The organism is Streptomyces sp. NPDC038280 (assembly GCF_055600045.1).
The window spans coordinates 1-25,346 of the sequence record NZ_JBVJYZ010000008.1; the positions used below are offsets into that span (position 1 = coordinate 1).

Genomic DNA, 25,346 nt, shown 5'->3' on the forward strand with positions numbered 1-25,346 from the left:
GGCGGCGTCCCCGAGGACCGGCAGAAGCAGGCCGAGTACGAGATGGACGTCATCATCCAGATGGGGTTCCCGGGGTACTTCCTCGTCGTCGCCGAGTTCATCATGTGGGCCAAGAAGCAGGGCATCGCGGTCGGCCCGGGCCGTGGTTCGGCGGCCGGTTCTATCGTGGCGTACGCCATGGGCATCACCGACCTCGACCCGATCCCGCACGGTCTGATCTTCGAGCGGTTCCTCAACCCCGAGCGCGTCTCCATGCCCGATGTCGACATCGACTTCGACGAGCGCAGGCGCGTCGAGGTGATCCGGTACGTGACCGAGAAGTACGGCGCCGACAAGGTCGCCATGATCGGTACGTACGGCAAGATCAAGGCCAAGAACGCGATCAAGGACTCCGCGCGCGTGCTGGGCTACCCGTACGCGATGGGCGACCGGCTCACCAAGGCCATGCCCGCCGACGTCCTCGGCAAGGGCATCGACCTCAGCGGCATCACCGACCCCTCCCACCCGCGCTACAGCGAGGCGGGCGAGATCCGGGCGATGTACGAGAACGAGCCGGACGTGAAGAAGGTCATCGACACCGCCAAGGGCGTCGAGGGCCTGGTCCGGCAGATGGGCGTGCACGCGGCCGGCGTGATCATGTCCAGCGAGCCGATCGTCGACCACGCCCCGATCTGGGTGCGCCACACGGACAACGTCACCATCACGCAGTGGGACTACCCCCAGTGCGAGTCGCTCGGCCTGCTGAAGATGGACTTCCTCGGCCTGCGCAACCTGACGATCATGGACGACGCCGTCAAGATGGTGAAGTCCAACAAGGGGATCGACATCGATCTCCTGGCGCTGCCGCTCGACGACCCCAAGACCTTCGAGCTGCTCCAGCGCGGCGACACCCTCGGCGTCTTCCAGTTCGACGGCGGCCCCATGCGGTCCCTGCTGCGGCTGATGAAGCCCGACAACTTCGAGGACATCTCCGCCGTCTCGGCCCTGTACCGGCCGGGCCCGATGGGCATGAACTCGCACACGAACTACGCCCTGCGAAAGAACGGCCAGCAGGAGATCACGCCGATCCACCCGGAGCTGGAGGAGCCGCTCAAGGAGGTCCTCGGGGTCACCTACGGCCTGATCGTGTACCAGGAGCAGGTGCAGAAGGCCGCCCAGATCATCGCCGGGTACTCCCTGGGCGAGGCCGACATCCTCCGCCGCGTTATGGGCAAGAAGAAGCCCGAGGAGCTGGCGAAGAACTTCACCATCTTCCAGGCCGGCGCCAAGAAGAACGGCTACAGCGACGAGGCGATCCAGGCGCTCTGGGACGTCCTGGTGCCCTTCGCCGGATACGCCTTCAACAAGGCGCACTCCGCCGCGTACGGCCTCGTCTCCTACTGGACGGCCTACCTCAAGGCCAACCACCCCGCCGAGTACATGGCCGGGCTGCTGACCTCCGTCAAGGACGACAAGGACAAGTCGGCCGTCTATCTGAACGAGTGCCGGCGCATGGGCATCAAGGTGCTGCCGCCCAATGTGAACGAGTCCCAGGCGAACTTCGCGGCGCAGGGCGACGACGTGATCCTCTTCGGCCTCACCGCCGTGCGGAACGTCGGTACCAACGTCGTCGAGTCGATCATCAAGTGCCGCAAGGCCAAGGGGAAGTACAGCTCCTTCCCCGACTTCCTCGACAAGGTCGAGGCGGTCGTCTGCAACAAGCGGACCGTCGAGTCGCTGATCAAGGCCGGCGCCTTCGACGAGATGGGCCACACCCGCAAGGGCCTGGTCGCCCACCACGAGCCGATGATCGACAACGTGGTGGCGGTCAAGCGCAAGGAGGCCGAGGGGCAGTTCGACCTCTTCGGCGGCATGGGGGACGAGACCGCCGACGAGCCGGGCTTCGGCCTCGACGTCGAGTTCTCCGACGTCGAGTGGGAGAAGTCGTATCTGCTCGCCCAGGAGCGCGAGATGCTCGGCCTCTACGTCTCCGACCACCCGCTCTTCGGTATCGAGCACGTCCTGTCCGACAAGACCGACGCGGCGATCTCGCAGCTCACCGGCGGTGAGCACAGCGACGGCGCGGTCGTCACCATCGGCGGCATCATCTCCGGCCTGCAGCGCAAGATGACCAAGCAGGGCAACGCCTGGGCCATCGCGACGGTCGAGGACCTGGCCGGCTCCATCGAGTGCATGTTCTTCCCCGCCACCTACCAGCTGGTCTCCACCCAGCTCGTCGAGGACACGGTCGTCTTCGTGAAGGGCCGGCTCGACAAGCGCGAGGACGTGCCGAGGCTCGTCGCCATGGAGCTGATGGTCCCGGACCTCTCCTCCGCGGGGACCAACGCGCCGGTGGTGCTCACCATCCCGACCGTGAAGGTGACCCCTCCGATGGTCAGCCGCCTCGGCGAGATCCTGAAGCACCACAAGGGCAACACCGAGGTACGGATCAAGCTCCAGGGACCCCGGTCGACGACCGTGCTCCGGCTCGACCGGCACCGGGTCCAGCCGGACCCGGCGCTCTTCGGCGATCTGAAGGTGCTGCTCGGACCGTCCTGCCTGGCCGGCTGAGCCCGCTCCCGCCGCCGCACGACACGTCAAAGGGGCGCGCCCGTCGTCACGGGCGCGCCCCTTCCGGCATCGCGCGCTGTCAGAGATCAGCGGTCAGCGAGGCGCCGGCACTCAGTTGTGGCCGAACCGCTTCTGCCGGCCCTTGTGGGCGAGATCGGCGGGCGTGACCTGAGTGGCGCGCTGCTCGGACTGCGACTCCATCGACGACTTCTGCGCCTGCTGCTGGCCGCGCTCGGCGGCCGACTGCTTCTGCGGCTGGCTGCGGTTCTTGTTCTTGGCCATGGTGGTGCCTCCTGTGGGGTTTAGGGGCCAGGGCCGCGTTCAGACTCACATACGTACATAATCCTCGCATTTCGTACCATTGCGGACCGTAGTCGGGCCTTATCCGGACGGCGGGGAGCGATCCGCCACGCCGATGATCCAGTTCCGGCCGTTAACCCTCCGGCCTTCGGGCAGACTCGAAGGAAACCCGAAGCACTCCCGATCCCGAGGTTCCCGAAAGAGGGTGGAACACGTGGACCGCTGCGTCGTTCTGGTGGACGCCGGCTATCTGCTGGGCGCCGCCGCGAGCCTTCTCGCCGGGGAACCGGCCCGCTCCAGGATCACCGTCGACCACGCCGCCCTCATCCAGGGACTGCGCGAGCGCGCCGAGGCCGACACCGAACAGCCCCTGCTGCGCATCTACTGGTTCGACGGCGCCCCCGACCGGGTTCCCCAGCCCGAGCACCGGAGGCTGCGGGTCATGCCGCGGGTCACCGTCCGGCTGGGCGCGCTGACCCGCAGCGACGGCCGCTGGGCCCAGAAGGGCGTCGACGCGGCCATGCACGCGGAGCTCACCGAGCTGGCCCGCAACCGCGCCTGCTCGGACGTCGTCCTCGTCACGGGCGACGGCGATCTGCTGCCCGGGCTGATGTCGGCCAAGGAGCACGGCGTCGCCGTCCACATCTGGGCCGTACAGGCCGCCGACGGCGACTACAACCAGTCCGAGGACCTCGTCGCCGAAGCCGACGAGCGACGCGTCCTCGACCGCGCCTGGATCACCCGGGCCGTGCGCGCCAAGGACCTCAGCGGCATCTGCGCCCCCACCCCCGCACCCCGCCCCGAGATCGCCGCGATCCTCTCCGCCCCTCTGCCCGAGTCGGCGCTCGCCGCGTCCGCCGAACGCGCCGCCGAGGCCGCCGCGGCCGCGGCCGCGGGCAACGGCTCACCGGCGCCCACCACCGCCGCCAACGGCTCCGCCGAGGCCACCGCCGCCTCCACCGGCACCAAGGGCGTCCCGACGCCCAAGGACCTCGCGGGCCTGCGCGCTCCCGGTATCGCGGCCGCCGCCACGCACCCCGCCAACGCCACCTTGCGCTGGTCCTCCGACAAGGGCTGGATCGAACGCCCCGGCACGCTCGGCGAACCCCCCGAGACCGCGTCCCTGCCCACCCTTGCCCAGCTGACCAGCGCCGAGCAGCGCTGGGCCGACCGCGAGGAGGACATCACGACGGTCGGCGGCGACCCCTTCGAGGTCGGCCAGGTCTTCGCCCGGCGCTGGATGGAGCGGCTGCCCGAACAAGGCCATGTGCAGAAGCTGTCCACGATGTACCCGCGCATCCCGCACCGCATCGACGGCGAACTCCTCCGCTACGCGGCACGGTTCGGTCTGCTGGCCCACAAGGACGACCAGATCGACGAGCACGACCGCTACGCGATCCGGGCCGGTTTCTGGCGCGAGATCGATGTACGGGCCGCCGCCGAACACGCCCCCGCGGGGGAGCAGGCCCGATGACCCCGTAGGCTCATCCCTCGTGAGTACGGTGTGCGTGGTGCGGGATCTGGTCAAGACGTACCCCGCCGCGCGCGGCAGGCGCGGGACGCCCGCGACCGCGGAGGTGCGGGCCACCGACGGCGTCTGCCTGGACGTCGGGCGTGGTGAGATCTTCGGCCTGCTCGGGCCCAACGGCGCCGGAAAGTCCACTCTCGTGCGCCAGCTCACCGGCCTGATGCGCCCCGACTCCGGCACCGTCGACATGCTCGGCCACGACCTCGTACGCCACCCGGAACGCGCCGCCCGGCTCATCGGCTACCTCGGGCAGGAGTCGACCGCCCTCGACGAGCTGACCGTCGCGCTCGCCGCCGAGACCACCGGCCGGCTCCGCGGGCTCTCCGCCCGTGACGCGCGCGGCGCCCGTGACGCCGTACTGGACGAGCTGGGCCTCGGCGACATCGCCGGACGCCCTCTGAAGAAGCTGTCCGGCGGACAGCGGCGGCTCGCCTGCTTCGCCGCCGCGCTCGTCGGCGAGCGGCCCGTCCTCGTCCTGGACGAGCCCACCACCGGCATGGACCCCGTCGCCCGGCGGGCCGTCTGGGCGGCCGTCGACCGGCGCCGCGCCGAGCACGGGGTGACCGTCCTGCTGGTCACCCACAACGTCATCGAGGCCGAGACAGTCCTCGACCGTGTCGCCGTCCTCGAACGGGGTCGGGTCATCGCCTGCGACACCCCCGCCGGACTCAAGGAGCGCGTCGCCGGAGAGGTCCGCGTGGAGCTCGTATGGCGTGAGCGGGCACCGCTGGACGTCCCCGAGGTCGCCGCGCTCAGGGCCTCGGCCCAGGAGTCGGGGCGCCGCTGGGTGCTACGGCTCGCCCCGGACGAGGCGCGGGCGGCGGTCGGCGCGGTGACGGGCGGCGCGGCGTTCGCGGCGCTGGACGACTTCACGCTGGCGACGCCCAGCCTGGAGGACGTGTACCTGGCGCTCGGCGGGGCGGCCAAGGGTCTGGTGAAGGCATGAACGCGCGCGTAGGCATGGGGCCGGTGAGCTCCCCGGGGCGCTCGCGGCGGCCGGTGGCGGCCCCGCGCCGCCCCTCCCCGCTCCGGCGGGCCGTGCCCCAGCAGTCCGCAGTGAACAGGAGCAGTGCCCAGTGAGCATCGTGCCCGCGCAGGCGATGTCGCGCAGCGTTCCGGTGACCGGGGACGGCCGCGACCTGACGCAGGAGGCGGACGGAGCCGCGCCGCTCGCTCCGCGCGCCCGGCTGCTGCCCGCGCTCGCCGCCGTGTACCGCGCGCAGCTGTCGCGGGCCCGCGTCTCCCGCATTCCGCTGCTCTTCGTCGCCACCTTCCAGTCCGTCGGGATCATGATCCTGATGCGCGGGGTCGTCGACGGCGGCTCGGAGGCCCGCGCGGTCGTCGCCGGTTCCGCGGTGCTCGTCGTCGCGTTCGTCGCCCTCAACCTGCTCGCCCAGTACTTCGGACAGCTCCGGGCGGGCGGCGGCCTCGACCACTACGCGACGCTGCCCGTGCCGCCCGCGGCGGTCGTCCTCGGTGCGGCAGGGGCCTACGCGTCCTTCACCGTGCCGGGGACCGTCGTGACCGCGGTCGCCGGCTCGGTGCTGTTCCAGCTGCCGCTCACGCATCTGTGGATCCTGGCCGCCGTCGTGCCGCTCGCCGGGGCCGCGCTCGCCGGTCTCGGCGCGGCCCTGGGGCTGCTCGCGCCGCGCCCGGAACTGGCCACCCTCCTCGGCCAGCTGGGCATGTCCGCGACGCTGCTCCTGGGTGTACTGCCGCCGGACCGGCTGCCCGCGCCCATCGCGTACGCACGGGACCTGCTGCCGTCGACCTACGGCGTGGAGGCGCTGGCCCGCACCTTCGACGCGCGCCCGGACTGGCCGCTGGTCGCCTTCGACCTGGCGGTCTGCGCGGGTGTCGGCGTCCTCTCCCTGGCCGTCGCGACCTGGGCGTACCGGCGGGCCGCCGTCAGGTGAGTCCGGTGCGGCGGCGCCCGGGCGGGCCTGGCACGATGGCAGGGTGACCGCACCTCTGACGCCGCCTCACCAGCCGCCTCCGCAGAACTCCTGGCCCTCGCCGTACCCCGAGCCGGCCGACGAGGACGGGCCGGTCCTGCGGACGGAACTGAAGTACTCCGCCGTGGTCGCGGGCGCCTCGACCCTGGCCGGCGTCCTGCTCGCGCTGCTGTGGGTGTGGCTGGCTCCACGGGTGCCGCTGATCTCCGACGGCAAGGCCGTCTTCCTGAAGGAGAGCGAGGGGGAGTCGGCGATCGCGGCGGACGGGACGTTCGCCCTGCTGGCGCTGGGCTTCGGCCTGGTCGCGGCCGCGCTGGTGTTCCTCTTCGAGCGGCGGGGCGGAGTGGCGCTCGTCATCGGACTCGCCTTGGGCGGAATCCTGGGTTCCGTGGTGGCCTGGCGCCTGGGCGTGCTACTCGGCCCGACGGAGGACGTGGTGGCCCACGCCCGCGCGGTTGGCAAGGGCGTCACCTTCGACGCCCCGCTCAAACTCCAGGCCTGGGGCGCGGTGCTGGCCTGGCCGCTCGCGGCGATGGTGGCCCACCTGGGACTGACGGCCCTCTTCGGCCCCCGCGATCCGGAACCGGAGTGGGACAACCCCCCGCCGCCCGCCGACACGTCGACCGACGCTCCCACGGGGGGCGGCGCGTAAGGCTCTGGGGCCCGAGAATCGCGCGCCGTCGTTCGGCCGCTGCCCCGCCGGGCGCCGCCCGGCGGGCCGATGAGCGCCGGCCCGTCGGGGGTCGCGGCCGCCTGGGCGGCCGGCGCCGGTATCGCGTGATGTCCGTTGGGCGGCGGGGCGCCACCCGCGTGAGTGTCTTCTCCGCCGGAGGCTAGCCGCGGCCGATCGGGGCCAGGACCGCCGACGTCAGTGTTGCCAGGTCCGCCGGTGCGAGTTCGACTTCCAGGCCGCGGCGGCCCGCCGAGACGCAGATCGTCGGATGGGTCGAGGCCGACGCGTCGAGGACCGTGCGCAGGCGCTTGCGCTGGCCCAGTGGCGAGATGCCGCCGCGGACGTAGCCCGTCGTGCGCTCCGCCGCCGCCGGGTCCGCCATGGCCGCGCGCTTGCCGCCCACTGCCGAGGCGAGTGCCTTCAGATCCAGCTGGCCGGCCACCGGCACGACCGCGACCGTCAGTTCGCCGTCGACGTCGGCGACGAGCGTCTTGAAGACACGGTCCGGCGAGACGCCGAGTGCCTCCGCCGCCTCCTCGCCGTACGACGCCGATGCCGGGTCGTGGTCGTAGGCGTGCAGCGTGAACGCCGTGCCCGCCGCTGTCAGCGCCACCGTCGCCGGAGTGCCGGCCGCCTGCTTCTTCTGCTTCTTCGCCACCGGGCGTCCCCCGTCGGTCGGTGTCAGTTCGGGCTGGTCGGGTTGCGCGTCAGGTCCGTCGCCGGCAGCGAGGGCAGATGCCGCAGCACCGCCGTCTCCGTGCGCAGCAGCTTCAGTTCCTCCCGCAGCCGCGTCGCCGTGTCCGGCGCCTGCAGCAGCCGCTGCTTGGCCGGGGTGTCCAGTACGGCCGCCGCCGCGACCAGATAGGAGACCACCGACGGGTCGTCCGGCAGCTCCGCCCCCGTCGTCAGCGAGCGCTCCCGCGCACCGGCCAGCCGCTTCTGGTAGGTGCGGAACGCCCGCAGCACCCCCTCCGCGAGCGCGCCCGCGTCGTCGCCCTGCTCCTCCTCCAGCTCTTCCAGCTCCGCGGTGAGGAACGGCCCCCCGGCGTCGACCGACAGCAGCTTCACGCGCCGGGTGCCGGTGGCCATCACCTCGAAGCTGCCGTCGGCGCGCTCCCGGATGGAGGCCGCGTCGGCGATGCAGCCGACCCGGTGGAACGCCTGGAGGGGATCGGAGCCGAAGCCGGCGGCGGGGCCCTTCTCGGGCAGGGCGGTCTGGTCCGGCATGCCGGGGGCCGTCGGCGCCACCTCCCGCCCGTCGCGGATGGCGACGACGGCGAAGCGGCGCGGCTCGGACTCGTCCGTCGTGAGCAGTTCCCGCATCATGGCGCGATAACGCTCCTCGAACACGTTCAAGGGCAGGACGAGGCCCGGGAACAGTACCGAGTTCAGCGGGAAGAGAGGCAGGCGAGCGGTGGTCACAGCGGTCAAGCCTAATGGCCGATCGTGCCGCCCTGTCCGGCCCGTCCGCGCAGCGGGATCCTCGCCGCCACCTGGAGGCGTACTCCGTCCCGCGCGTCGAGGAACCGGCCCAGCGGATCGTCGCTCAGAGAGGTCCACGGGAAGGATGTGGCGTACGGGCCGATCTGCTGGAACTGGCTCAGCGCGTCGGCCCATCTCGCGCGTCCCACCAGCACATACGCGAGCAGATTGCGCACCTCGGCCGGCCACGGGTCGGCCGACGGATACACGGCGGACAGCGCGATCGCCCGGTCCGCCGCCGCGTCGATCCGGTCGACACCGACAACGGACCCGGCGGACCCCGTCGATCCGCTGTTCTCGCTCAGCTGATGCGCGAAGGCGGCCCGCACCGGCAGTGCCTGCGCCAACGACCCCGGCAGCGCGTCCTCGGCGGCCTGCTCGGCGAAGTCGAAGCACTCGCGGTGCGAGCCGTACCAGTGCGCCGACAGATAGGTCAGGGCCGAGACATGACAGCCGTAGTGGTGCGGGGCCCGCCGTATGGCCTGCTCCCACAGCGACTCGAACGCGGTGTGCGTGGCATGGGTGCCCCGCGCGTGGTCGAGGGCGATCCGCCACGGCACCGGGTCGCCCGGCGCCGCCTCCGCCGCCGCGTCGATCAACGGGCCGAGGTCGCGCAGCCGCTCGGCGCGGGCCGGTGACTGCCAGGCCCTGCGCACCGCCAGCTCCGCCGTGAGCAGCAGGGCGTCGGGGTCACGGGGCGCGGCGGCCAGCCAGTCGGTGAGCCAGGCGTCCCGGTGGAGGGCGAACGCGGCGAGACGCACGGCATAGCGGTCGCGGTTCTCCCACTCGGCCGCGTCCCGCGTGGTGGCCAGCAGCTTGGCCGCCGGTTCGAAGTCGCCGAGGGCCGCGGCCACCAGGGCGGGGCCGAGCCGCTCGTCGGGCGCGTCGAGCAGGACCGCGTCGTCCGGCGGCAGCCCCCCGTCCAGCCGCGGGGCGTGCCGGGCCCCGCGGACGGTGCTGATCAGAGCGCGCAGCAAAGACATGGTGCGGACCATTGAAAACCGCAGGTGGGAGCCGCACCAGGGGGACGGCTGTGAAGCTTTGGTGGCGGCGGAATGGTTGTTCTGCCGGTAGTCAAGACCCCGCAAAGAAAGGGGTGGAGCTGCGATACCCGCGCCCCCGGCGTCCCGGCCGCCCCGCGAGGCAGGGGCGCCTCCCCGGTCCCGTCAGCCCCTCCGCAGCAACCTCGACGCACCCGCCGCCACCGTCGTCGCGAGCACCCACCCGAGCAGGATGAGCGCCGCCGACACCCACTGCCAGCCGCCCTCCAGCCGCCAGTACCCGTCCTGCCCCAGGTTGATCACCGGCAGCAGCAGATCCAGGGCGTACAGCGACGCGCTCCAGTTCGGCGCCTCGTCCGCCTTGATCGCGACCGGGTCGTAGCGGGAGAACGCCAGCGTGCCCGCCGCCCACAGCACCGCCATCCACAGCGCCGCCCGGCCCGGCCGGTAGCCGTACGCCACCGTCCAGTCCTGGAGGAAGCCCCACAGCTTGGCGGCCAGCGGCAGGGTCTCCCGCCGCCTGCGCTGCTTGGCGAGCAGTACCTCGCGGGCGTCGGCGTCCTCGCCGCTGCTGCGCAGCACCGCCGCGAGCCGCTCGTACGGCTCCGGGGCGTACTCGGGCGTCGCCGCCGCCACCCATTCCAGGCGGCGGGTCAGCGGGAAGTGGCCGTACGGCACGAGGTTCTCGTAGACGAAGCCGCCCATCGCGAGCCCGCCGGGTCCCGGCCAGCTGGTCGACAGATCGATCAGGGTGACGATCTTCGCGCCGTTCAGCACGACCCGCCCCTCCGCCGGGCGCTCCGCGTTGAAGCGCAGTTCCGGAGTGACGATCCTGCGCAGCGACAACTCCTCGCGCCGGGCCGTGGACAGGACGAACCTGGCCCGGTGCAGATCCACCGCGTCACCGATCCGGCCGTCGTCGAGCCGCACCCCGCCGATGCACTCGAAGGGCTGTCGTCGCTGTCTGCGTCCGCGGCCGTCGCTGCGGATCCCGAACGGGGGAGTGGTCCCGGCGTCCCCCGTGGTGTCGTCCACCCAGGCGTACGACAGATAGAGCGACCGCTCCACCGTCAGCTGCGGCGCGTTCAGCGCCCGGCGCTCCGCGGTGCCGCGCAGCGTGCTGCCCCGCAGACTCAGCGACACGCCGATCTTCGCCCCGCGCAGACTCACCTCGCCGTGCGTCTCGATCAGTTCGGCCTGGAGGTCCTGGGCGACCGACATGCCGTCCGCGGTGATCGCACGGCCGCGCGAGTCCGGCCGCACATGAATCTGGTTGATCAGCAGATCCGTACCGATCTGCGCGTCCGTCAACCGGATGCCCCGCTCCACCCGGCATCTCGGCAGATGCAGATCGCCCTGGGTGTGCAGTCGCGCGGCCTCCAGGCGGGGGATCGCGCAGCCCACCATCCGCAGGGTCGTGAAGTGCGCCTCGGGCAGCACCACCTCGTTGTCGAAGCGGCAGCCCGCCAGCTCCACGTAGGGAGCTATCGTGCCGCCGGCCAGTGTGAGCGTCCCCGTGATCCGCACCCCGCGCAGCTTCAGCGCCGCGACGCGCCCGGCCAGCGCGGGCGGTCCGTCGAGCAGCAGCAACGCCACCACCGAGGCCCGGACACTGCGCTCCGCGGGCCAGGGACGGGCGGCGAACGGATCGTCCAGTACCGCATTGCCTGTGCTCATGTCGCAGGTCGCGCCGATCCGGAACGCCTGCCACATGGTCTGTTCCGCGCGGGTGAGATCGCCCGGCATGCCGTCGTCGTGCGGCTCGGTCAAGGCCGCCCCCTCGCTTCCCCTGTTTCGTACAGCCGTTCTTCCCGCTGAGTGACGGACTGAACGCTAACGGTCAGGTGGGGCGGCCGGGACGTGTATCAGCCAGTGATACGGACGACCAAAGGCGCGAAACGGTCTGAGAGAATTGCTTACGTGATTTCTCGAATCGATCTGCGCGGCGACGCCCTCCCCGAGGGTGGCGCTCTGCGCGACCTGCTGCCCCGTGCCGAGTTCGACGTGGAAGCCGCCCTGGAGACGGTGCGGCCGATCTGCGAGGACGTACGCCATCGTGGCTCGGCGGCAGTGATCGAGTGGGGAGAGAAACTCGACGGAGTGCGCCCGGAGTCGATCCGGGTGCCCGTCGCGGCCATCACCGCGGCCCTGGAGCAGCTCGACCCGGCCGTCCGCGCCGCCCTCGAGGAGTCGATCCGCCGCGCCCGTCTGGTCCACCGCGAGCAGCGCCGCACCACCCACACCACGCAGGTGGTGCCCGGCGGCACGGTCACCGAGAAGTGGGTGCCGGTCGAGCGCGTGGGTCTGTACGTGCCCGGCGGCCGCTCGGTGTACCCGTCGTCCGTCGTCATGAACGTCGTCCCGGCACAGGAGGCCGGCGTCGAGGGCGTCGCGATCGCATCGCCTCCGCAGAAGGACTTCGGCGGCCTGCCGCACCCGACGATTCTGGCCGCGTGCGCGCTGCTGGGCGTCGACGAGGTGTACGCGGCCGGCGGCGCCCAGGCCGTCGCGATGTTCGCGTACGGCACCACGGGCCCCGACGGCTGTCTGCCCGTCAACCTGGTGACCGGTCCGGGCAACATCTACGTCGCCGCCGCCAAGCGGCTGCTCAAGGGCCGCATCGGCATCGACGCCGAGGCAGGACCCACCGAGATCGCGATCCTCGCCGACTCCACCGCCGACCCCGTGCACGTCGCAGCCGACCTGATCAGCCAGGCCGAGCACGACCCGATGGCCGCCGCCGTCCTCGTCACCGACTCCGAGGAACTCGCCGCCGCCACCGAGGCCGAGCTGAAGACCCAGGTCGCCGCCTCCAAGCACATCGACGACCGGATCGTCCCGGCCCTCGCCGGCCGGCAGTCCGCGATCGTCCTCGTCAGCGACCTGGAGGACGGCCTCAAGGTCGTCGACGCGTACGCCGCCGAGCACCTGGAGATCCAGACCGCCGACGCCGCCGCGCTCGCCGACCGGGTGCGCAACGCCGGCGCGATCTTCGTCGGCCCATGGGCGCCCGTCTCCCTCGGCGACTACTGCGCGGGCTCCAACCACGTGCTGCCGACCGGCGGCTGCGCCTGCCACTCCTCCGGCCTGTCCGTGCAGTCCTTCCTGCGCGGCATCCACATCGTCGACTACACGCGCGACGCCCTCGCCGAGGTCACCCACCACGTGGTGACGCTGGCCGAGGCCGAGGACCTGCCGGCGCACGGCGCGGCCCTCAAGGCGCGCTTCGGCTGGAAGGTGCCGCGGCGATGAGCGAGATCCGGATCGACGACCTCCCCATCCGCGAGGAGCTGCGCGGCAAGTCCCCATACGGCGCGCCCCAACTCGACGTGCCCGTCCAGCTGAACACCAACGAGAACCCGTATCCGCTGCCCGAGCCGCTCGTCGCCCGGATCGCGGAGCGGGTCGCCGAGGCGGCGCGCGGTCTCAACCGCTACCCCGACCGGGACGCGATCGAGCTGCGCACCGAGCTCGCCCGCTACCTCACCCGTACCGGCAAGCACCCGGTCTCGCTCGAGAACGTCTGGGCGGCCAACGGCTCCAACGAAGTCCTCCAGCAGCTGCTGCAGACCTTCGGCGGCCCCGGCCGCACCGCCATCGGCTTCGAGCCCTCGTACTCGATGCACGGCCTGATCGCGCGCGGCACCGGCACGGGCTGGATCTCCGGCCCCCGGCGTGACGACTTCACGATCGACGTCGAGGCGGCCGAGCGTGCCATCGCCGAGCACCGGCCGGACGTCGTCTTCATCACCTCGCCCAACAACCCCACCGGCACGGCGGTCGACGCCGGCACGGTCCTCGCGCTGTACGAGGCCGCCCAGGCGGCGAAGCCGTCCCTGGTGGTCGTCGACGAGGCGTACGTCGAGTTCAGCCACCGCGACTCGCTGCTGCCGCTGATCGAGGGCCGGCCCCACCTCGTCGTGTCCAGGACCATGTCCAAGGCCTTCGGCGCGGCCGGGCTGCGCCTGGGCTATCTGGCCGCCCACCCCGCCGTGGTCGACGCGGTGCAGCTCGTCCGCCTGCCGTACCACCTGTCGGCCGTCACCCAGGCGACCGCGCTGGCCGCGCTGGAGCACACCGATACGCTGCTCGGGTACGTGGAGCAGCTCAAGAGCGAGCGCGACCGGCTGGTCGCCGAGCTGCGGGCCATCGGGTACGAGGTCACCGACTCCGACGCGAACTTCGTGCAGTTCGGGCGGTTCGAGGACACCCACGGCGCCTGGCAGAAGATCCTCGACCGGGGTGTCCTGGTCCGGGACAACGGCGTGCCCGGATGGCTGCGGGTGACCGCCGGGACCCCCGAAGAGAACGACGCGTTCCTGGAAGCGGTTCGCGCACTGAAGAAGGAGCAGCAGGCATGAGCCGCATCGGACGGGTGGAGCGCACCACCAAGGAGACCTCGGTCGTCGTCGAGATAGACCTCGACGGCACCGGAAAGGTCGATGTCGCGACCGGCGTCGGCTTCTACGACCACATGCTCGACCAGCTCGGCCGCCACGGCCTGTTCGACCTCACGGTCAAGACCGACGGCGACCTGCACATCGACACCCACCACACCATCGAGGACACCGCCCTGGCGCTGGGCGCCGCCTTCAAGCAGGCCCTCGGCGACAAGGTCGGGATCTACCGGTTCGGCAACTGCACCGTGCCGCTGGACGAGTCGCTCGCCCAGGTCACCGTCGACCTCTCCGGGCGCCCCTACCTGGTGCACACCGAGCCGGAGAACATGGCGCCGATGATCGGCACCTACGACACGACGATGACCCGGCACATCTTCGAGTCCTTCGTCGCCCAGGCGCAGATCGCGCTGCACATCCACGTCCCGTACGGGCGCAACGCCCACCACATCGTGGAGTGCCAGTTCAAGGCACTGGCCCGCGCCCTGCGGTACGCCTCCGAGCGCGACCCGCGCGCGGCCGGCATCCTTCCCTCCACGAAGGGCGCCCTCTAGCCGTGACGGGTCTCTCGACCATCCTGATCGTCGTCGGGCTCTTCCTCGCCGGCGGTGTGTACTCCTTCGTCAAGCAGGAGATGCCCAAGGGCCTCATCGTGCTGGTCTCCATCGCCTCGGTGATGTGCCTGGTGGCCGGCGTCCTGCGGATCCAGGGGATCTGGGAATGAGCGCAAACTCTCCGAAGAAGGTCGTGGTCTTCGACTACGGCTTCGGCAACGTACGGTCCGCCGAGCGGGCCCTCGCCCATGTGGGCGCCGAGGTCGAGATCACCCGCGACTACGAGACCGCCATGAACGCCGACGGGCTCCTCGTCCCCGGCGTCGGTGCCTTCTCGGCCTGCATGGACGGGCTCACGAAGGCCCGCGGCCAGTGGATCATCGACCGCAGGCTGTCCGGCGGCCGCCCGGTGATGGGCATCTGCGTCGGCATGCAGATCCTCTTCGCCCGGGGGATCGAGCACGGTGTCGAGACCGACGGCCTCGACGAGTGGCCCGGCACGGTCGAGCCGCTCAAGGCCCCGGTCGTCCCCCACATGGGCTGGAACACGGTCGACGCGCCCGAGGACAGCGAGCTCTTCGCCGGCCTCGACGCCGACGCCCGGTTCTACTTCGTGCACTCCTACGCGGTGCGCGAATGGGGCCTCGAGGTCACCAACCCGGCGATCCGCGCGCCCCGGGTCACCTGGGCGACCCACGGCGAGCCGTTCGTCGCGGCCGTCGAGAACGGCGCCCTGTGGGCGACCCAGTTCCACCCCGAGAAGTCCGGCGACGCCGGCGCGCAGCTGCTCACCAACTGGATTGGCACTCTGTAATGGCGAAGCTCGAACTCCTCCCCGCCGTCGACGTCCGCGACGGCCAGGCCGTACGCCTCGTGCACGGCGAGTCCGGCACGGAGACCTCGTACGGCTCCCCGCTGGAGGCCGCCCTCGCGTGGCAGCGCTCGGGCGCGGAGTGGCTGCACCTCGTCGACCTGGACGCCGCCTTCGGCACCGGCGACAACCGTGACCTGGTCGCCGAGGTCACCGGTGCGATGGACATCAAGGTCGAGCTGTCCGGCGGCATCCGCGACGACGCCACGCTGGCCGCCGCTCTCGCCACCGGCTGCACCCGCGTCAACCTGGGCACGGCCGCCCTGGAGACCCCGGAGTGGGTCGCCAAGGTCATCGCCGAGCACGGCGACAAGATCGCCGTCGGCCTCGACGTGCGTGGCACGACCCTGCGCGGCCGCGGCTGGACCCGCGACGGCGGCGACCTCTACGAGACGCTGGCGCGCCTCGACTCCGAGGGCTGCGCCCGCTATGTCGTCACCGACATCGCCAAGGACGGCACGCTCCAGGGGCCCAACCTGGAGCTCCTCAGGAACGTCTGCGCCGCCACTGACAAGCCGGTCGTCGCCTCGGGCGGTGTCTCCTCCCTGGACGACCTGCGGGCCCTGGCCGGGCTGGTCCCGCAGGGTGTCGAGGGCGCGATCGTCGGAAAGGCGCTGTACGCCAAGGCGTTCACCCTGGAAGAGGCACTGGCGGCGGTGGCCTCATGACCGATTCCGTACGCAGGGTGGTCACCGGGGCGCCGTGGGAGGACACCTTCGGCTACTCCCGTGCGGTGGAACTGCCCAACGGTCTGGTGCTGGTCTCCGGCTGCACGTCGATGGTCGACGGCCAGATCGCCGACGGCGGCCCGTACGACCAGGCGATCAACTCCTTCAACGTGGCCTTCGACGCGCTGGCGAAGCTCGGCCTGGGCGCCGAGCACGTCGTACGGACGCGGATGTACCTCACCCACGCCCGGGACGTGGACGAGGTCGGCCGCGCCCACAAGGAGCTCTTCGACGCCGTGCGCCCCGCCGCGTCGATGATCATCGTGTCCGGTTTCGTCGACCCGCGGCTGGTCGTCGAGGTCGAGATCGAGGCCTACCGGGGAGGCTCCGCATGACGCTCGCGGTACGAGTGATCCCCTGCCTGGACGTGGACAACGGCCGGGTCGTCAAGGGCGTCAACTTCCAGAACCTGCGCGACGCGGGCGACCCCGTCGAGATGGCGAAGCTGTACGACGCCGAGGGCGCCGACGAGCTGACCTTCCTGGACATCACCGCCTCCTCCGGCGACCGCGAGACCACGTACGACGTGGTGCGCCGCACCGCCGAGCAGGTCTTCATCCCGCTCACGGTGGGCGGCGGTGTGCGCGGCGCCGACGACGTCGACAAGCTGCTGCGCGCGGGCGCGGACAAGGTCGGCGTCAACACGGCGGCCATCGCCCGGCCCGAGCTGATCCAGGAGATCGCGGAGCGGTTCGGCCGGCAGGTGCTGGTGCTGTCGGTGGACGCCCGCCGGACCCCCGAGGGCACCTTCGAGGTCACCACGCACGGCGGCCGCCGGGGCACCGGCATCGACGCCGTCGAGTGGGCCCACCGGGCGGCGGAGCTGGGCGCGGGCGAGATCCTGCTCAACTCGATGGACGCCGACGGGACGAAGGACGGCTACGACACCGAGATGATCGCGGCGGTCCGCAAGCACGTCACCGTCCCGGTGATCGCGTCCGGCGGCGCCGGCAGGCTGTCCCACTTCCCGCCGGCGATCGCGGCGGGGGCGGACGCGGTGCTGGCCGCGTCGGTCTTCCACTTCGGTGATCTGCGGATCTCCCAGGTCAAGGACGCGCTGCGGGAGGCGGGCCACCCGGTTCGCTGACCTGTCGTGCAGTGGCCCCTGCCGGTCGTCCGGCGGGGGCCTCCTCCTTCGCCGGATCCGCAGGATTATTTGTGCGAATTTGACCGCGTGCGACCCCGCCTACCTCGGCCGGGCCGCCTCGGTCGCCCACTTCTTCAGTCTCGGCGTCGCGCCCCTGACGTCCCCGCTCACCGGCGCGGCCATTGCCGTCTGGGGCACCGCGCCGGTCTTCACCGCCAGCGCCGCGATCTGCGCCGTCGGAGGCGGCACGGGCTCTTCGTCCGAGCTCTGCGCCGCGCGGAACCGCCGAAGACCTAGATCCCGAGCTGCTTCGTCTCGTGGAGCCGGGCCACCGCGTCCTTGTCGCCCTCGACCTCCACCCGCGCCGCGTCCTGCCGGCCGAACAGGAACAGCGTCAGCTCACCCGGCTCCCCCGACACCGTCACCACCGGGGTGCCGCGGTGTGCGACCACCGTCTGGCCGTTCGGACGTCGCAGCACCACACCCACGGGGGACCTGCGACCCAGCAGCCGGGCCGACTTCTCCAGACGGGACCACAGCACGTCGGAGAAGACCGGGTCCAGCTCGCGCGGCGACCAGTCGGGCTGCGCCCGGCGCACATCCTCGGCGTGCACATAGAACTCGACCGTGTTCGCGCCCTCGTCCACCTGCTTGATGGTGAACGGCGACAGCCGGGGCGGACCCGTACGGATGAGCTGGATCAGCTCCTCGTACGGCTTCGCGGCGAACTCCGCCTGCACCCGCTCCAGCCGGTCCTTGAGCATCGGCAGCAGCACACCGGCGGCCGCGTCCGGGCGGCGCTCGCGCACCACCACATGGGCGGCGAGATCGCGGGTCTTCCAGCCGGCGCACAGGGTCAGGGCCTCGGGACCCGCCGCTTCCAACAGGTCGGCGAGGAGGAGCCGTTCACGCTTCGCATGGGTCGACATGCCCGCCAGGGTACGGCGGCCATCACCGGTCCGCCCAGTGGACGCACCGCCGGGCAAGGGCCTCACCCACGGCACAATGGCGTCATGACCAGCACGCCCAGCAGTCTCGACCCGTCCATCGCGGCCCGCCTCAAGCGCAGCCCCGACGGTCTCGTGCCCGCCATCGCCCAGCAGTACGACACCGGCGAGGTGCTCATGCTGGGCTGGATGGACGACGAGGCGCTGCACCGCACCCTCACCACCGGGCGCTGCACCTACTGGTCGCGCAGCCGCCGGGAGTACTGGGTCAAGGGCGACACCTCCGGCCACGTCCAGCACGTCAAGTCCGTCGCGCTCGACTGCGACGCCGACACCGTCCTGGTCAAGGTCGACCAGGTGGGGGCCGCCTGCCACACCGGCGCCCGCACCTGCTTCGACGCCGACGTGCTCCCGCTCTCCCAGTAAGGTCAGCCGCCATGGACCTCGAGACCTTCCGCAAGCTGGCGGCCGACCGCCGCGTCATCCCCGTCAGCCGCCGGCTCCTCGCGGACGGCGACACCCCGGTCGGGCTCTACCGCAAGCTCGCCGCCGAGCGCCCCGGAACCTTCCTGCTGGAGTCGGCGGAGAACGGCCGCACCGCCCAGTTGTGGTCCCGGTACTCGTTCATCGGCGTCCGCAGCGACGCCACCCTCACCTCCCGCGACGGACAGGCCCACTGGCTGGGCACCCCGCCGGTCGGCGTCCCCGTCGACGGCGACCCGCTGACGGCCCTGCGCGCCACCGTCGAGGCCCTGCACACCCCACGGGACCTGGCCTCCGGCATGCCGCCCTTCACCGGTGGCATGGTCGGCTACCTCGGCTACGACATCGTGCGCCGGCTTGAGCGGATCGGCGAGCACGGCCGCGACGATCTGAAGCTGCCCGAGCTGACGATGCTGCTCACCTCCGACCTCGCCGTCCTCGACCACTGGGACGGGACGGTCCTGCTGATCGCCAACGCGATCAACCACAACGACCTGGAGACGGGGGTCGAGGACGCGTACGCGGACGCCGTCGCCCGCCTCGACGCCATGGAGGCCGACCTCGCGCGCGCCGTCGAGACCGCGCCCGCCGCGCTGCCGCCCTCCGAGCTGCCCGAGTACACCGCCCTGTGGGGCGGCCCGGCCTACCAGGACGCCGTCGAGGACATCAAGGAGCGGATCCGGGCCGGCGAGGCCTTCCAGGTGGTGCCCTCGCAGCGCTTCGAGACCCCGTGCTCCGCGAGCGCGCTCGACGTCTACCGGGTCCTGCGGGCCACCAACCCCTCCCCGTACATGTACCTCTTCCGCTTCGACGGCTTCGACGTCGTCGGCTCCTCGCCCGAGGCGCTGGTCAAGGTCGAGGACGGGCACGCCATGGTGCACCCCATCGCCGGGACCCGCCCGCGCGGCGCGACCCCGCAGGAGGACCAGGCCCTCGCCGACGAGCTCCTCGCCGACCCAAAGGAGCGCGCCGAGCACCTGATGCTCGTCGACCTCGGCCGCAACGACCTGGGGCGGGTCTGCGAACCCGGCTCCGTCGAGGTGGTCGACTTCATGTCGATCGAGCGGTACTCGCACGTCATGCACATCGTCTCGACCGTCACCGGCCGGGTCGCCGAGGGACGCACCGCCTTCGACGTCCTCACCGCCTGCTTCCCCGCCGGCACCCTCTCCGGCGCGCCCAAGCCCCGGGCGATGCAGATCATCGAGGAACTGGAGCCGTCCCGGCGCGGACTGTACGGCGGCTGCGTCGGCTACCTCGACTTCGCCGGCGACTCCGACACCGCCATCGCCATCCGTACCGCCCTGCTCCGTGACGGCACCGCGTACGTGCAGGCCGGAGCGGGTGTCGTCGCCGACTCCGACCCCGTCGGCGAGGACAACGAATGCCGCAACAAGGCCGCGGCGGTACTCCGCGCCGTACACACCGCCAACCGGATGAACGGCGCATGACGGCGTAAGGGATAGTGGGGTACGTGAGTGCCGTACCCGTACCCCAGCCCCGCGCCGCGAACACCGGAGCCGCCCCGGCCGCCCACAGCGGCCGCCGCAGCCTCGCCGCAGCCCTCTTCCTGGGTGCCGTCGGAGCCACCGTCGCACTGCTCTCCTCCGGCCAGATCTGGGCCGAGGGCACGGCAGCGGTCGGCGGCGGCACCGTGCCGCTCGAAGCCCAGGGCGGCGATGTCACCGGTGTCCCATCGGCGCTCGCCGTCGTCGGCCTCGCCGCGCTCGTCGCCGTCTTCGCCGTCCGCAGCGGCGGTCGGCTGCTCGTCTCCGGCCTCCTCGCGCTCAGTGGCGCGGGCGCGGCCGCGGCGGCCCTCCTCGGCGCCTCCGACAGCTCCGCGCTCGACGAGATGGCCGCCCGCACCACCGGCGACGCCGGCGCCGGCGTCGCCGCGCTCACCCATACGGCCTGGCCGTACGTGACCGCCGCGGCCGGACTGCTCATCCTCCTCGCCGGTCTGCTGGCGCTGCGCTACGGCAAGGCGTGGCCCGCCATGTCCGGCCGCTACGAGCGCGAGGGCGGCCCCCGCGCCCGCAAGGCGCGCCCGGCCCAGGACCCCGACCGGCCCGAGGAGCTGTGGAAGGCCCTGGACCGGGGCGAGGACCCGACCGGCTGATCCCGGACCCCCACGTCACGCGCGTCGGCCGAGTGCGTGACAATGGGCGACGAGCGTCCGCATCCGGCGCGACCTCACCCAAGCCTCACCACAGAGCGACAGCAACGAGGAGCAACTCATGGCGGGCAGCGCCCACGGACACACCCCGGCCGCCTGGACGGGTGTCATCATCTCCTTCATCGGCTTCTGCATCGCCGGTGTCTTCATGGTGGCCGCCAACCCGCTCGGCTTCTGGGCCGGAATGGCCGTCATCCTGCTCGGCGGCGTCGTCGGCTACGGGATGCGGCTGGCCGGACTCGGCGCCCCCAAGGAGTCGGACGACCGCGTCCAGGCGCGTGCCGCGGCGGCCCGTCAGTCCGCCTCCGCCTCCTGACGGCTCACGACGCACCGGTCGGCCCGGCCGGCCGCCGTCGCGAGTCACCGCGACCTCACCGGAAGGCGCGGCACGGCAGGCCCGTGCTGCGCCTTCCGGCGTCAGTGGGCACAATCGCCGGGTGGACCCCCTGACGACCCCTGCCGCTCCCGTGCCCGCTCCCGCGCCACCACCGCTCTCCCGGCGCCTCCTCGCCCCGCTGGGCACCCTCGCGGGCGTCGCGGCCGCCTTCGCGTACGTCGGCACCGTGGACCCGAACGAACCCGGCCACTACCCCGTCTGCCCCCTCCTGCGCTTCACCGGCATCCTCTGCCCGGGCTGCGGCGGCCTGCGCAGCGCCCACGCCTTCATCCACGGCGACCTCGGAACCGCGTTCGGCGCCAACGCCCTGGCCGTCATCGGCTACGGGATCTTCGCCGCGCTGATGGTCGTATGGCTGATTCGCGCCGTACGGGCCCTCCCCGTACGGGTCACCCTCGGCCCGGCCTGGTGGTGGGCCCTCGGCGTCGTCCTGGCGGCCTTCACCGTGATCCGGAACCTTCCGTTCGGGGCCGTGCTCGCTCCGTGACGATCCGGTGAAGTCCCAGGTAGTGGGACGCACGTCAACCGGATGCGGGCGCTACGCCGTCCTGCGGATACCATCGAGATGGCTGATCCTGGCTCAACACGACCGTCATCACCGTCCCGGAAGGGGGCCTCTCGCGTGAGTGTGCTCGACGAGATCATCGAAGGCGTACGCGCCGACCTCGCAGAGCGGCAGGCGCGGGTCTCCCTCGACGAGCTCAAGGAGCGCGCAGCGAAGGCACCGCAGGCCAAGGACGGAGTGGCCGCCCTGCGCGGCGACGGCGTCAAGGTCATCTGCGAGGTCAAGCGCTCCAGCCCGTCGAAGGGCGCACTCGCCGCGATCGCCGACCCCGCGGGTCTCGCCGCCGACTACGAGGCGGGCGGAGCCGCCATCATCTCCGTCCTCACCGAGCAGCGTCGCTTCGGCGGCTCGCTGGCCGACCTGGAGGCCGTCCGCTCCCGGGTCGACATCCCGGTGCTGCGCAAGGACTTCATCGTCACCGCGTACCAGCTGTGGGAGGCGCGGGCGTACGGCGCCGACCTGGCGCTGCTCATCGTCGCCGCGCTGGACCAGGAGGCGCTCGTCTCCCTGATCGAGCGTGCCGAGTCCATCGGCCTCACCCCGCTGGTCGAGGTGCACGACGAGGACGAGGTCGAGCGTGCCGTCGACGCCGGCGCGCGGATCATCGGCGTCAACGCGCGCGACCTGAAGACCCTGAAGGTCGACCGCTCCACGTTCGAGCGCGTCGCCCCCGAGGTCCCCGCCCACATCGTCAAGATCGCCGAGTCCGGGGTGCGCGGCCCGCACGACCTCATCGCGTACGCCAACGCCGGCGCCGACGCGGTCCTGGTCGGCGAGTCCCTCGTCACCGGCCGCGATCCCAAGGCCGCCGTGGCCGATCTGGTCGCCGCCGGCGCCCACCCGGCCCTGCGCCACGGCCGGAGCTGACCTCCGCCCATGTCCACCTGCCGCCCGCTCCCGACGCCCCTGGGTTCCCCCCGGGGCGTGTCGGGCGTGCGTGCGGCCACCGCGGCGGACGCCCCGCCGCGCGCGTCGTCCGAGCACGTCGAACCGACGGCGGGGGGTGCCGGCGTCACACCCGTCACCCGGCCGGCCGGGCGGCCGCGCTCCGGCGGCACGGTGGCCGGCGTCCTGCGGGCGAGTGCCGGCGCGTCGGTTCCCGCCCGGGATCCCCACGCCCCTCTGGCCCGTGGCTGCCGGCCGCGCGGCTGCCGCGCTCCCGCCCGTCGCGTGCACGGCCGGCGCGTCCGGTACGTGATCGGTGACGAGCCCGGACAGGTCAACGGCATGCGATGGCGCGGGCGCCTCGCGCGCCCCCACCGCTGCCGTTAGGCTCCGCCGCGTCCGAGGACGCACGGCGCCGGCCGCGCCGCCGCCGACCCGCGATCGCCGGGTCCGCCGTGTCCGCGTCCGGGACCGTGGAAGCCGGCACCACCGGCCCCGCCCCGACAGCCGCCGCCGCCGTCCGGCGAGGCCGCCGGGACCCGACAGGGCCCGACGGGTGCGGGTCGGCGGCCGTCGGCGCGAACCGGGTCCGTGCCCGGTCCGCACGCCGGAACCCGGCCCGCCGTGGCAGCCCGACCGAGGCGGCGCGCGCGCATACCGTGACCACCTTCAGCCCGTTGTCCGGGGCACCACGCCCCGCGAGGAGCATGTCGCATGTCCAGCGAGTTCTTCATTCCGGACCCCGAGGGTCAAGTCCCCAGTGCCGAGGGCTACTTCGGCGCCTACGGAGGCAAGTTCATCCCGGAGGCCCTGGTGGCCGCCGTCGATGAGGTCGCCGTCGAGTACGACAAGGCCAAGTCCGACCCGGCCTTCGCCGCCGAGCTCAACGACCTGATGGTCAACTACACCGGCCGCCCCAGCGCCCTCACCGAGGTGCCCCGGTTCGCCGAACACGCCGGTGGCGCACGGGTCTTCCTCAAGCGGGAGGACCTCAACCACACCGGCTCGCACAAGATCAACAACGTGCTCGGCCAGGCCCTGCTCACCAAGCGCATGGGCAAGACCCGCGTCATCGCCGAGACCGGCGCCGGGCAGCACGGTGTCGCCACCGCCACCGCCTGCGCGCTCTTCGGCCTCGAGTGCACCATCTACATGGGCGAGATCGACACCCAGCGCCAGGCGCTGAACGTCGCCCGGATGCGGATGCTCGGCGCCGAGGTCATCCCGGTGACGTCCGGCAGCCGCACCCTCAAGGACGCCATCAACGAGGCGTTCCGCGACTGGGTCGCCAACGTCGACCGCACGCACTACCTCTTCGGCACGGTCGCGGGCCCGCACCCCTTCCCGGCCATGGTCCGCGACTTCCACCGTGTCATCGGAGTCGAGGCCCGCCGCCAGATCCTGGAGCGGGCCGGACGGCTCCCCGACGCCGCCGTCGCCTGCGTCGGCGGTGGCTCCAACGCCATCGGTCTCTTCCACGCCTTCATCCCGGACACGGAAGTCCGCCTCGTCGGCTGCGAGCCGGCCGGGCACGGCGTCGAGACCGGCGAGCACGCGGCGACCCTGACCGCCGGCGAACCGGGCATCCTGCACGGCTCGCGGTCGTACGTCCTCCAGGACGACGAGGGCCAGATCACCGAGCCGTACTCGATCTCGGCCGGTCTGGACTACCCGGGCATCGGCCCCGAGCACGCGTACCTCAAGGACACCGGCCGGGGCGAGTACCGCGCCGTGACCGACGACGCGGCCATGCAGGCCCTGCGGCTGCTGTCCCGCACGGAGGGCATCATCCCGGCCATCGAGTCCGCGCACGCGCTGGCCGGTGCGCTGGAGGTCGGCAAGGAACTCGGCAAGGACGGGCTGATCATCGTCAACCTGTCCGGCCGCGGCGACAAGGACATGGACACGGCCGCCCGCTACTTCGGGCTGTACGACGGGGAGGGCTCCAAGTGAGCGGCAACATCCAGCTGTTGAGCGACACCCTGGCAGGGGCCGCGTCCGAGAACCGGGCCGCGCTCATCGCCTACCTCCCGGCCGGCTTCCCGACCGTCGACGGCGGCATCGAAGCGGTCAAGGCCGCCTTCGACGGAGGCGCGGACATCGTCGAGGTGGGCCTGCCGCACAGCGACCCGGTCCTCGACGGGCCGGTCATCCAGACCGCCGACGACATCGCCCTGCGCGGCGGCGTCAAGATCGCCGACGTGATGCGCACCGTCCGGGAGGCCTTCGAGGCGACCGGGAAGCCGGTCCTGGTGATGACGTACTGGAACCCCATCGACCGGTACGGGATCGCCCGGTTCACCGAGGAGCTGGCGGCCGCCGGCGGCGCGGGATGCATCCTGCCCGACCTCCCGGTCCAGGAGTCCGCCACCTGGAGGGAGCACGCCGACAAGCACGGTCTCGCCACCGTCTTCGTCGTCGCGCCGAGCAGCAAGGACGCGCGCCTGGCCACCATCACGGCGGCCGGTTCCGGCTTCGTCTACGCGGCCTCGCTCATGGGCGTCACCGGTACCCGTGAGTCGGTCGGAGAACAGGCCGCGGACCTCGTCCGCCGGACGCGTGCCACCTCGCCGCTGCCCGTCTGCGTCGGCCTCGGCGTGTCGAACGCCAAGCAGGCCGCCGAGGTCGCGGACTTCGCCGACGGCGTCATCGTCGGCTCCGCCTTCGTCAAGCGCATGCTGGACGCCGACGACCACGCGGCCGGCCTCGCGGCCGTAAGGGAACTGGCGGCCGAACTCGCCGAGGGCGTACGCCGGGTTCGGTAGCC

Annotated in this window: 29 protein-coding genes; 22 read left to right on the plus strand and 7 right to left on the minus strand. The window is 72.2% G+C overall.

Annotated elements, in window-relative coordinates:
* On the plus strand, positions 1–2,550 hold a 2,550-nt coding region (gene dnaE, locus ACZ7J0_RS17870), incomplete at its 5' end, for a DNA polymerase III subunit alpha (protein WP_470888374.1).
* Between the two features lie 111 nt (positions 2,551–2,661).
* On the opposite strand, the gene ACZ7J0_RS17875 is transcribed toward dnaE, so the two are convergent.
* The gene (locus ACZ7J0_RS17875) at positions 2,662–2,832 is read right to left on the minus strand and encodes a hypothetical protein (protein WP_468710977.1); all 171 of its coding nucleotides are present in this window, start codon (positions 2,830–2,832) and stop codon (positions 2,662–2,664) included.
* Between the two features lie 232 nt (positions 2,833–3,064).
* Here ACZ7J0_RS17875 and ACZ7J0_RS17880 point away from each other — a divergent pair, with 232 nt between their 5' ends.
* The 4 genes from ACZ7J0_RS17880 (at position 3,065) to ACZ7J0_RS17895 (ending at position 6,985) form a co-directional block, all read left to right on the plus strand.
* Complete coding sequence (locus tag ACZ7J0_RS17880; RefSeq protein ID WP_470888376.1) at positions 3,065–4,324, plus strand: NYN domain-containing protein; 1,260 nt, start codon at positions 3,065–3,067, stop codon at positions 4,322–4,324.
* A 28-nt stretch (positions 4,325–4,352) separates the two neighbouring features.
* Positions 4,353–5,324, plus strand: coding sequence for an ABC transporter ATP-binding protein (locus ACZ7J0_RS17885; protein ID WP_470888843.1), 972 nt, complete (start codon positions 4,353–4,355; stop codon positions 5,322–5,324).
* Positions 5,325–5,478: 154 nt separating this feature from the next.
* Positions 5,479–6,294 carry an ABC transporter permease gene (locus tag ACZ7J0_RS17890; RefSeq protein ID WP_470888845.1) on the plus strand — a complete coding sequence of 272 codons (816 nt, stop codon included), beginning with the start codon at positions 5,479–5,481 and terminating at the stop codon, positions 6,292–6,294.
* A 43-nt stretch (positions 6,295–6,337) separates the two neighbouring features.
* The gene (locus tag ACZ7J0_RS17895; protein ID WP_470888378.1) at positions 6,338–6,985 is read left to right on the plus strand and encodes a DUF2567 domain-containing protein; all 648 of its coding nucleotides are present in this window, start codon (positions 6,338–6,340) and stop codon (positions 6,983–6,985) included.
* Positions 6,986–7,166: 181 nt separating this feature from the next.
* Here ACZ7J0_RS17895 and ybaK read toward each other — a convergent pair whose 3' ends face one another.
* From ybaK to ACZ7J0_RS17915, 4 genes are all read right to left on the minus strand, one after another.
* Complete coding sequence (gene ybaK / locus ACZ7J0_RS17900; RefSeq protein ID WP_470888380.1) at positions 7,167–7,664, minus strand: Cys-tRNA(Pro) deacylase; 498 nt, start codon at positions 7,662–7,664, stop codon at positions 7,167–7,169.
* Positions 7,665–7,687: 23 nt separating this feature from the next.
* Complete coding sequence (locus tag ACZ7J0_RS17905) at positions 7,688–8,428, minus strand: LON peptidase substrate-binding domain-containing protein (RefSeq protein ID WP_470888382.1); 741 nt, start codon at positions 8,426–8,428, stop codon at positions 7,688–7,690.
* A gap of 11 nt (positions 8,429–8,439) precedes the next feature.
* Complete coding sequence (locus ACZ7J0_RS17910; protein WP_470888384.1) at positions 8,440–9,483, minus strand: hypothetical protein; 1,044 nt, start codon at positions 9,481–9,483, stop codon at positions 8,440–8,442.
* Positions 9,484–9,654: 171 nt separating this feature from the next.
* Positions 9,655–11,259, minus strand: a complete 1,605-nt coding sequence (locus ACZ7J0_RS17915; protein WP_469118092.1) for an oxidoreductase — start codon at positions 11,257–11,259, stop codon at positions 9,655–9,657.
* A 150-nt stretch (positions 11,260–11,409) separates the two neighbouring features.
* Between ACZ7J0_RS17915 and hisD the strand changes: the two genes are divergently transcribed.
* From hisD to hisF, 8 genes are read left to right on the plus strand one after another with little or no spacing between them, the layout of a single operon-like run.
* Positions 11,410–12,741 carry a histidinol dehydrogenase gene (gene hisD, locus ACZ7J0_RS17920; protein WP_470888386.1) on the plus strand — a complete coding sequence of 444 codons (1,332 nt, stop codon included), beginning with the start codon at positions 11,410–11,412 and terminating at the stop codon, positions 12,739–12,741.
* The gene (locus ACZ7J0_RS17925) at positions 12,738–13,850 is read left to right on the plus strand and encodes a histidinol-phosphate transaminase (protein WP_470888388.1); all 1,113 of its coding nucleotides are present in this window, start codon (positions 12,738–12,740) and stop codon (positions 13,848–13,850) included. Before hisD ends, ACZ7J0_RS17925 begins: the two co-directional genes overlap by 4 nt.
* Entirely contained in the window at positions 13,847–14,440 is a 594-nt protein-coding gene (hisB, locus tag ACZ7J0_RS17930) for an imidazoleglycerol-phosphate dehydratase HisB (RefSeq protein WP_468710987.1), read from the plus strand. Before ACZ7J0_RS17925 ends, hisB begins: the two co-directional genes overlap by 4 nt.
* A gap of 2 nt (positions 14,441–14,442) precedes the next feature.
* A complete protein-coding gene (locus tag ACZ7J0_RS17935) occupies positions 14,443–14,610 on the plus strand; it encodes a hypothetical protein (RefSeq protein WP_215074345.1) in 168 nt (55 codons plus the stop codon).
* Positions 14,607–15,254 (plus strand): imidazole glycerol phosphate synthase subunit HisH, encoded by a 648-nt coding sequence (gene hisH / locus ACZ7J0_RS17940; protein ID WP_470888390.1) that lies wholly within the window; start codon positions 14,607–14,609, stop codon positions 15,252–15,254. Before ACZ7J0_RS17935 ends, hisH begins: the two co-directional genes overlap by 4 nt.
* A complete protein-coding gene (priA, locus tag ACZ7J0_RS17945; protein ID WP_469118088.1) occupies positions 15,254–15,979 on the plus strand; it encodes a bifunctional 1-(5-phosphoribosyl)-5-((5-phosphoribosylamino)methylideneamino)imidazole-4-carboxamide isomerase/phosphoribosylanthranilate isomerase PriA in 726 nt (241 codons plus the stop codon). The genes hisH and priA overlap by 1 nt, the downstream gene beginning before the upstream one ends.
* Positions 15,976–16,374 carry a RidA family protein gene (locus tag ACZ7J0_RS17950; protein WP_470888392.1) on the plus strand — a complete coding sequence of 133 codons (399 nt, stop codon included), beginning with the start codon at positions 15,976–15,978 and terminating at the stop codon, positions 16,372–16,374. Before priA ends, ACZ7J0_RS17950 begins: the two co-directional genes overlap by 4 nt.
* Complete coding sequence (hisF, locus tag ACZ7J0_RS17955) at positions 16,371–17,126, plus strand: imidazole glycerol phosphate synthase subunit HisF (protein WP_470888394.1); 756 nt, start codon at positions 16,371–16,373, stop codon at positions 17,124–17,126. Before ACZ7J0_RS17950 ends, hisF begins: the two co-directional genes overlap by 4 nt.
* Positions 17,127–17,225: 99 nt before the next feature.
* Here the strand turns inward: hisF and ACZ7J0_RS17960 are convergent, their stop codons facing one another.
* Positions 17,226–17,375 carry a hypothetical protein gene (locus tag ACZ7J0_RS17960; RefSeq protein ID WP_470888396.1) on the minus strand — a complete coding sequence of 50 codons (150 nt, stop codon included), beginning with the start codon at positions 17,373–17,375 and terminating at the stop codon, positions 17,226–17,228.
* A gap of 44 nt (positions 17,376–17,419) precedes the next feature.
* A complete protein-coding gene (locus tag ACZ7J0_RS17965; protein ID WP_470888398.1) occupies positions 17,420–18,055 on the minus strand; it encodes a TIGR03085 family metal-binding protein in 636 nt (211 codons plus the stop codon).
* An 84-nt stretch (positions 18,056–18,139) separates the two neighbouring features.
* On the opposite strand from ACZ7J0_RS17965, the gene hisI reads away from it, so the two are divergent.
* The 9 genes from hisI to trpA all read left to right on the plus strand — a co-directional run bounded on the left by hisI (position 18,140) and on the right by trpA (position 25,344).
* Positions 18,140–18,499: a phosphoribosyl-AMP cyclohydrolase gene (gene hisI, locus ACZ7J0_RS17970; RefSeq protein WP_470888400.1), complete on the plus strand. Its 360-nt coding sequence runs from the start codon at positions 18,140–18,142 to the stop codon at positions 18,497–18,499.
* Between the two features lie 11 nt (positions 18,500–18,510).
* Positions 18,511–20,007 carry an anthranilate synthase component I gene (locus tag ACZ7J0_RS17975; protein WP_470888402.1) on the plus strand — a complete coding sequence of 499 codons (1,497 nt, stop codon included), beginning with the start codon at positions 18,511–18,513 and terminating at the stop codon, positions 20,005–20,007.
* Between the two features lie 14 nt (positions 20,008–20,021).
* Positions 20,022–20,675, plus strand: a complete 654-nt coding sequence (locus ACZ7J0_RS17980) for a TIGR02234 family membrane protein (protein WP_470888404.1) — start codon at positions 20,022–20,024, stop codon at positions 20,673–20,675.
* Between the two features lie 118 nt (positions 20,676–20,793).
* A complete protein-coding gene (locus ACZ7J0_RS17985) occupies positions 20,794–21,048 on the plus strand; it encodes an HGxxPAAW family protein (protein ID WP_470888406.1) in 255 nt (84 codons plus the stop codon).
* Positions 21,049–21,169: 121 nt separating this feature from the next.
* On the plus strand, positions 21,170–21,616 hold the full coding sequence (locus ACZ7J0_RS17990) for a DUF2752 domain-containing protein (protein ID WP_470888408.1): 447 nt from the start codon (positions 21,170–21,172) through the stop codon (positions 21,614–21,616).
* Positions 21,617–21,751: 135 nt separating this feature from the next.
* Positions 21,752–22,561: an indole-3-glycerol phosphate synthase TrpC gene (gene trpC / locus ACZ7J0_RS17995; RefSeq protein WP_470888410.1), complete on the plus strand. Its 810-nt coding sequence runs from the start codon at positions 21,752–21,754 to the stop codon at positions 22,559–22,561.
* Positions 22,562–22,753: 192 nt separating this feature from the next.
* On the plus strand, positions 22,754–22,966 hold the full coding sequence (trpM, locus tag ACZ7J0_RS18000) for a tryptophan biosynthesis modulator TrpM (RefSeq protein WP_470888847.1): 213 nt from the start codon (positions 22,754–22,756) through the stop codon (positions 22,964–22,966).
* A gap of 327 nt (positions 22,967–23,293) precedes the next feature.
* Positions 23,294–24,532, plus strand: coding sequence for a tryptophan synthase subunit beta (gene trpB / locus ACZ7J0_RS18005; RefSeq protein WP_470888412.1), 1,239 nt, complete (start codon positions 23,294–23,296; stop codon positions 24,530–24,532).
* Positions 24,529–25,344: a tryptophan synthase subunit alpha gene (trpA, locus tag ACZ7J0_RS18010; RefSeq protein WP_470888414.1), complete on the plus strand. Its 816-nt coding sequence runs from the start codon at positions 24,529–24,531 to the stop codon at positions 25,342–25,344. Before trpB ends, trpA begins: the two co-directional genes overlap by 4 nt.
* Positions 25,345–25,346: the final 2 nt, after the last annotated feature.

What these genes read in the sequence shown, in the direction of transcription:
- hisH (WP_470888390.1), top strand. Translation starts at nt 14,607, where the DNA reads ATGAGCGCAAACTCTCCGAAGAAGGTCGTGGTCTTCGACTACGGCTTC.
- hisI (WP_470888400.1), top strand. Translation starts at nt 18,140, where the DNA reads ATGACCAGCACGCCCAGCAGTCTCGACCCGTCCATCGCGGCCCGCCTC.
- ACZ7J0_RS17910 (WP_470888384.1), bottom strand. Translation starts at nt 9,483, where the DNA reads ATGGTCCGCACCATGTCTTTGCTGCGCGCTCTGATCAGCACCGTCCGC.
- priA (WP_469118088.1), top strand. Translation starts at nt 15,254, where the DNA reads ATGGCGAAGCTCGAACTCCTCCCCGCCGTCGACGTCCGCGACGGCCAG.
- hisF (WP_470888394.1), top strand. Translation starts at nt 16,371, where the DNA reads ATGACGCTCGCGGTACGAGTGATCCCCTGCCTGGACGTGGACAACGGC.
- ACZ7J0_RS17975 (WP_470888402.1), top strand. Translation starts at nt 18,511, where the DNA reads ATGGACCTCGAGACCTTCCGCAAGCTGGCGGCCGACCGCCGCGTCATC.
- ACZ7J0_RS17965 (WP_470888398.1), bottom strand. Translation starts at nt 18,055, where the DNA reads ATGTCGACCCATGCGAAGCGTGAACGGCTCCTCCTCGCCGACCTGTTG.
- ACZ7J0_RS17925 (WP_470888388.1), top strand. Translation starts at nt 12,738, where the DNA reads ATGAGCGAGATCCGGATCGACGACCTCCCCATCCGCGAGGAGCTGCGC.
- ACZ7J0_RS17985 (WP_470888406.1), top strand. Translation starts at nt 20,794, where the DNA reads ATGGCGGGCAGCGCCCACGGACACACCCCGGCCGCCTGGACGGGTGTC.
- ACZ7J0_RS17950 (WP_470888392.1), top strand. Translation starts at nt 15,976, where the DNA reads ATGACCGATTCCGTACGCAGGGTGGTCACCGGGGCGCCGTGGGAGGAC.
- trpB (WP_470888412.1), top strand. Translation starts at nt 23,294, where the DNA reads ATGTCCAGCGAGTTCTTCATTCCGGACCCCGAGGGTCAAGTCCCCAGT.
- ACZ7J0_RS17875 (WP_468710977.1), bottom strand. Translation starts at nt 2,832, where the DNA reads ATGGCCAAGAACAAGAACCGCAGCCAGCCGCAGAAGCAGTCGGCCGCC.
- hisB (WP_468710987.1), top strand. Translation starts at nt 13,847, where the DNA reads ATGAGCCGCATCGGACGGGTGGAGCGCACCACCAAGGAGACCTCGGTC.
- ACZ7J0_RS17890 (WP_470888845.1), top strand. Translation starts at nt 5,479, where the DNA reads ATGTCGCGCAGCGTTCCGGTGACCGGGGACGGCCGCGACCTGACGCAG.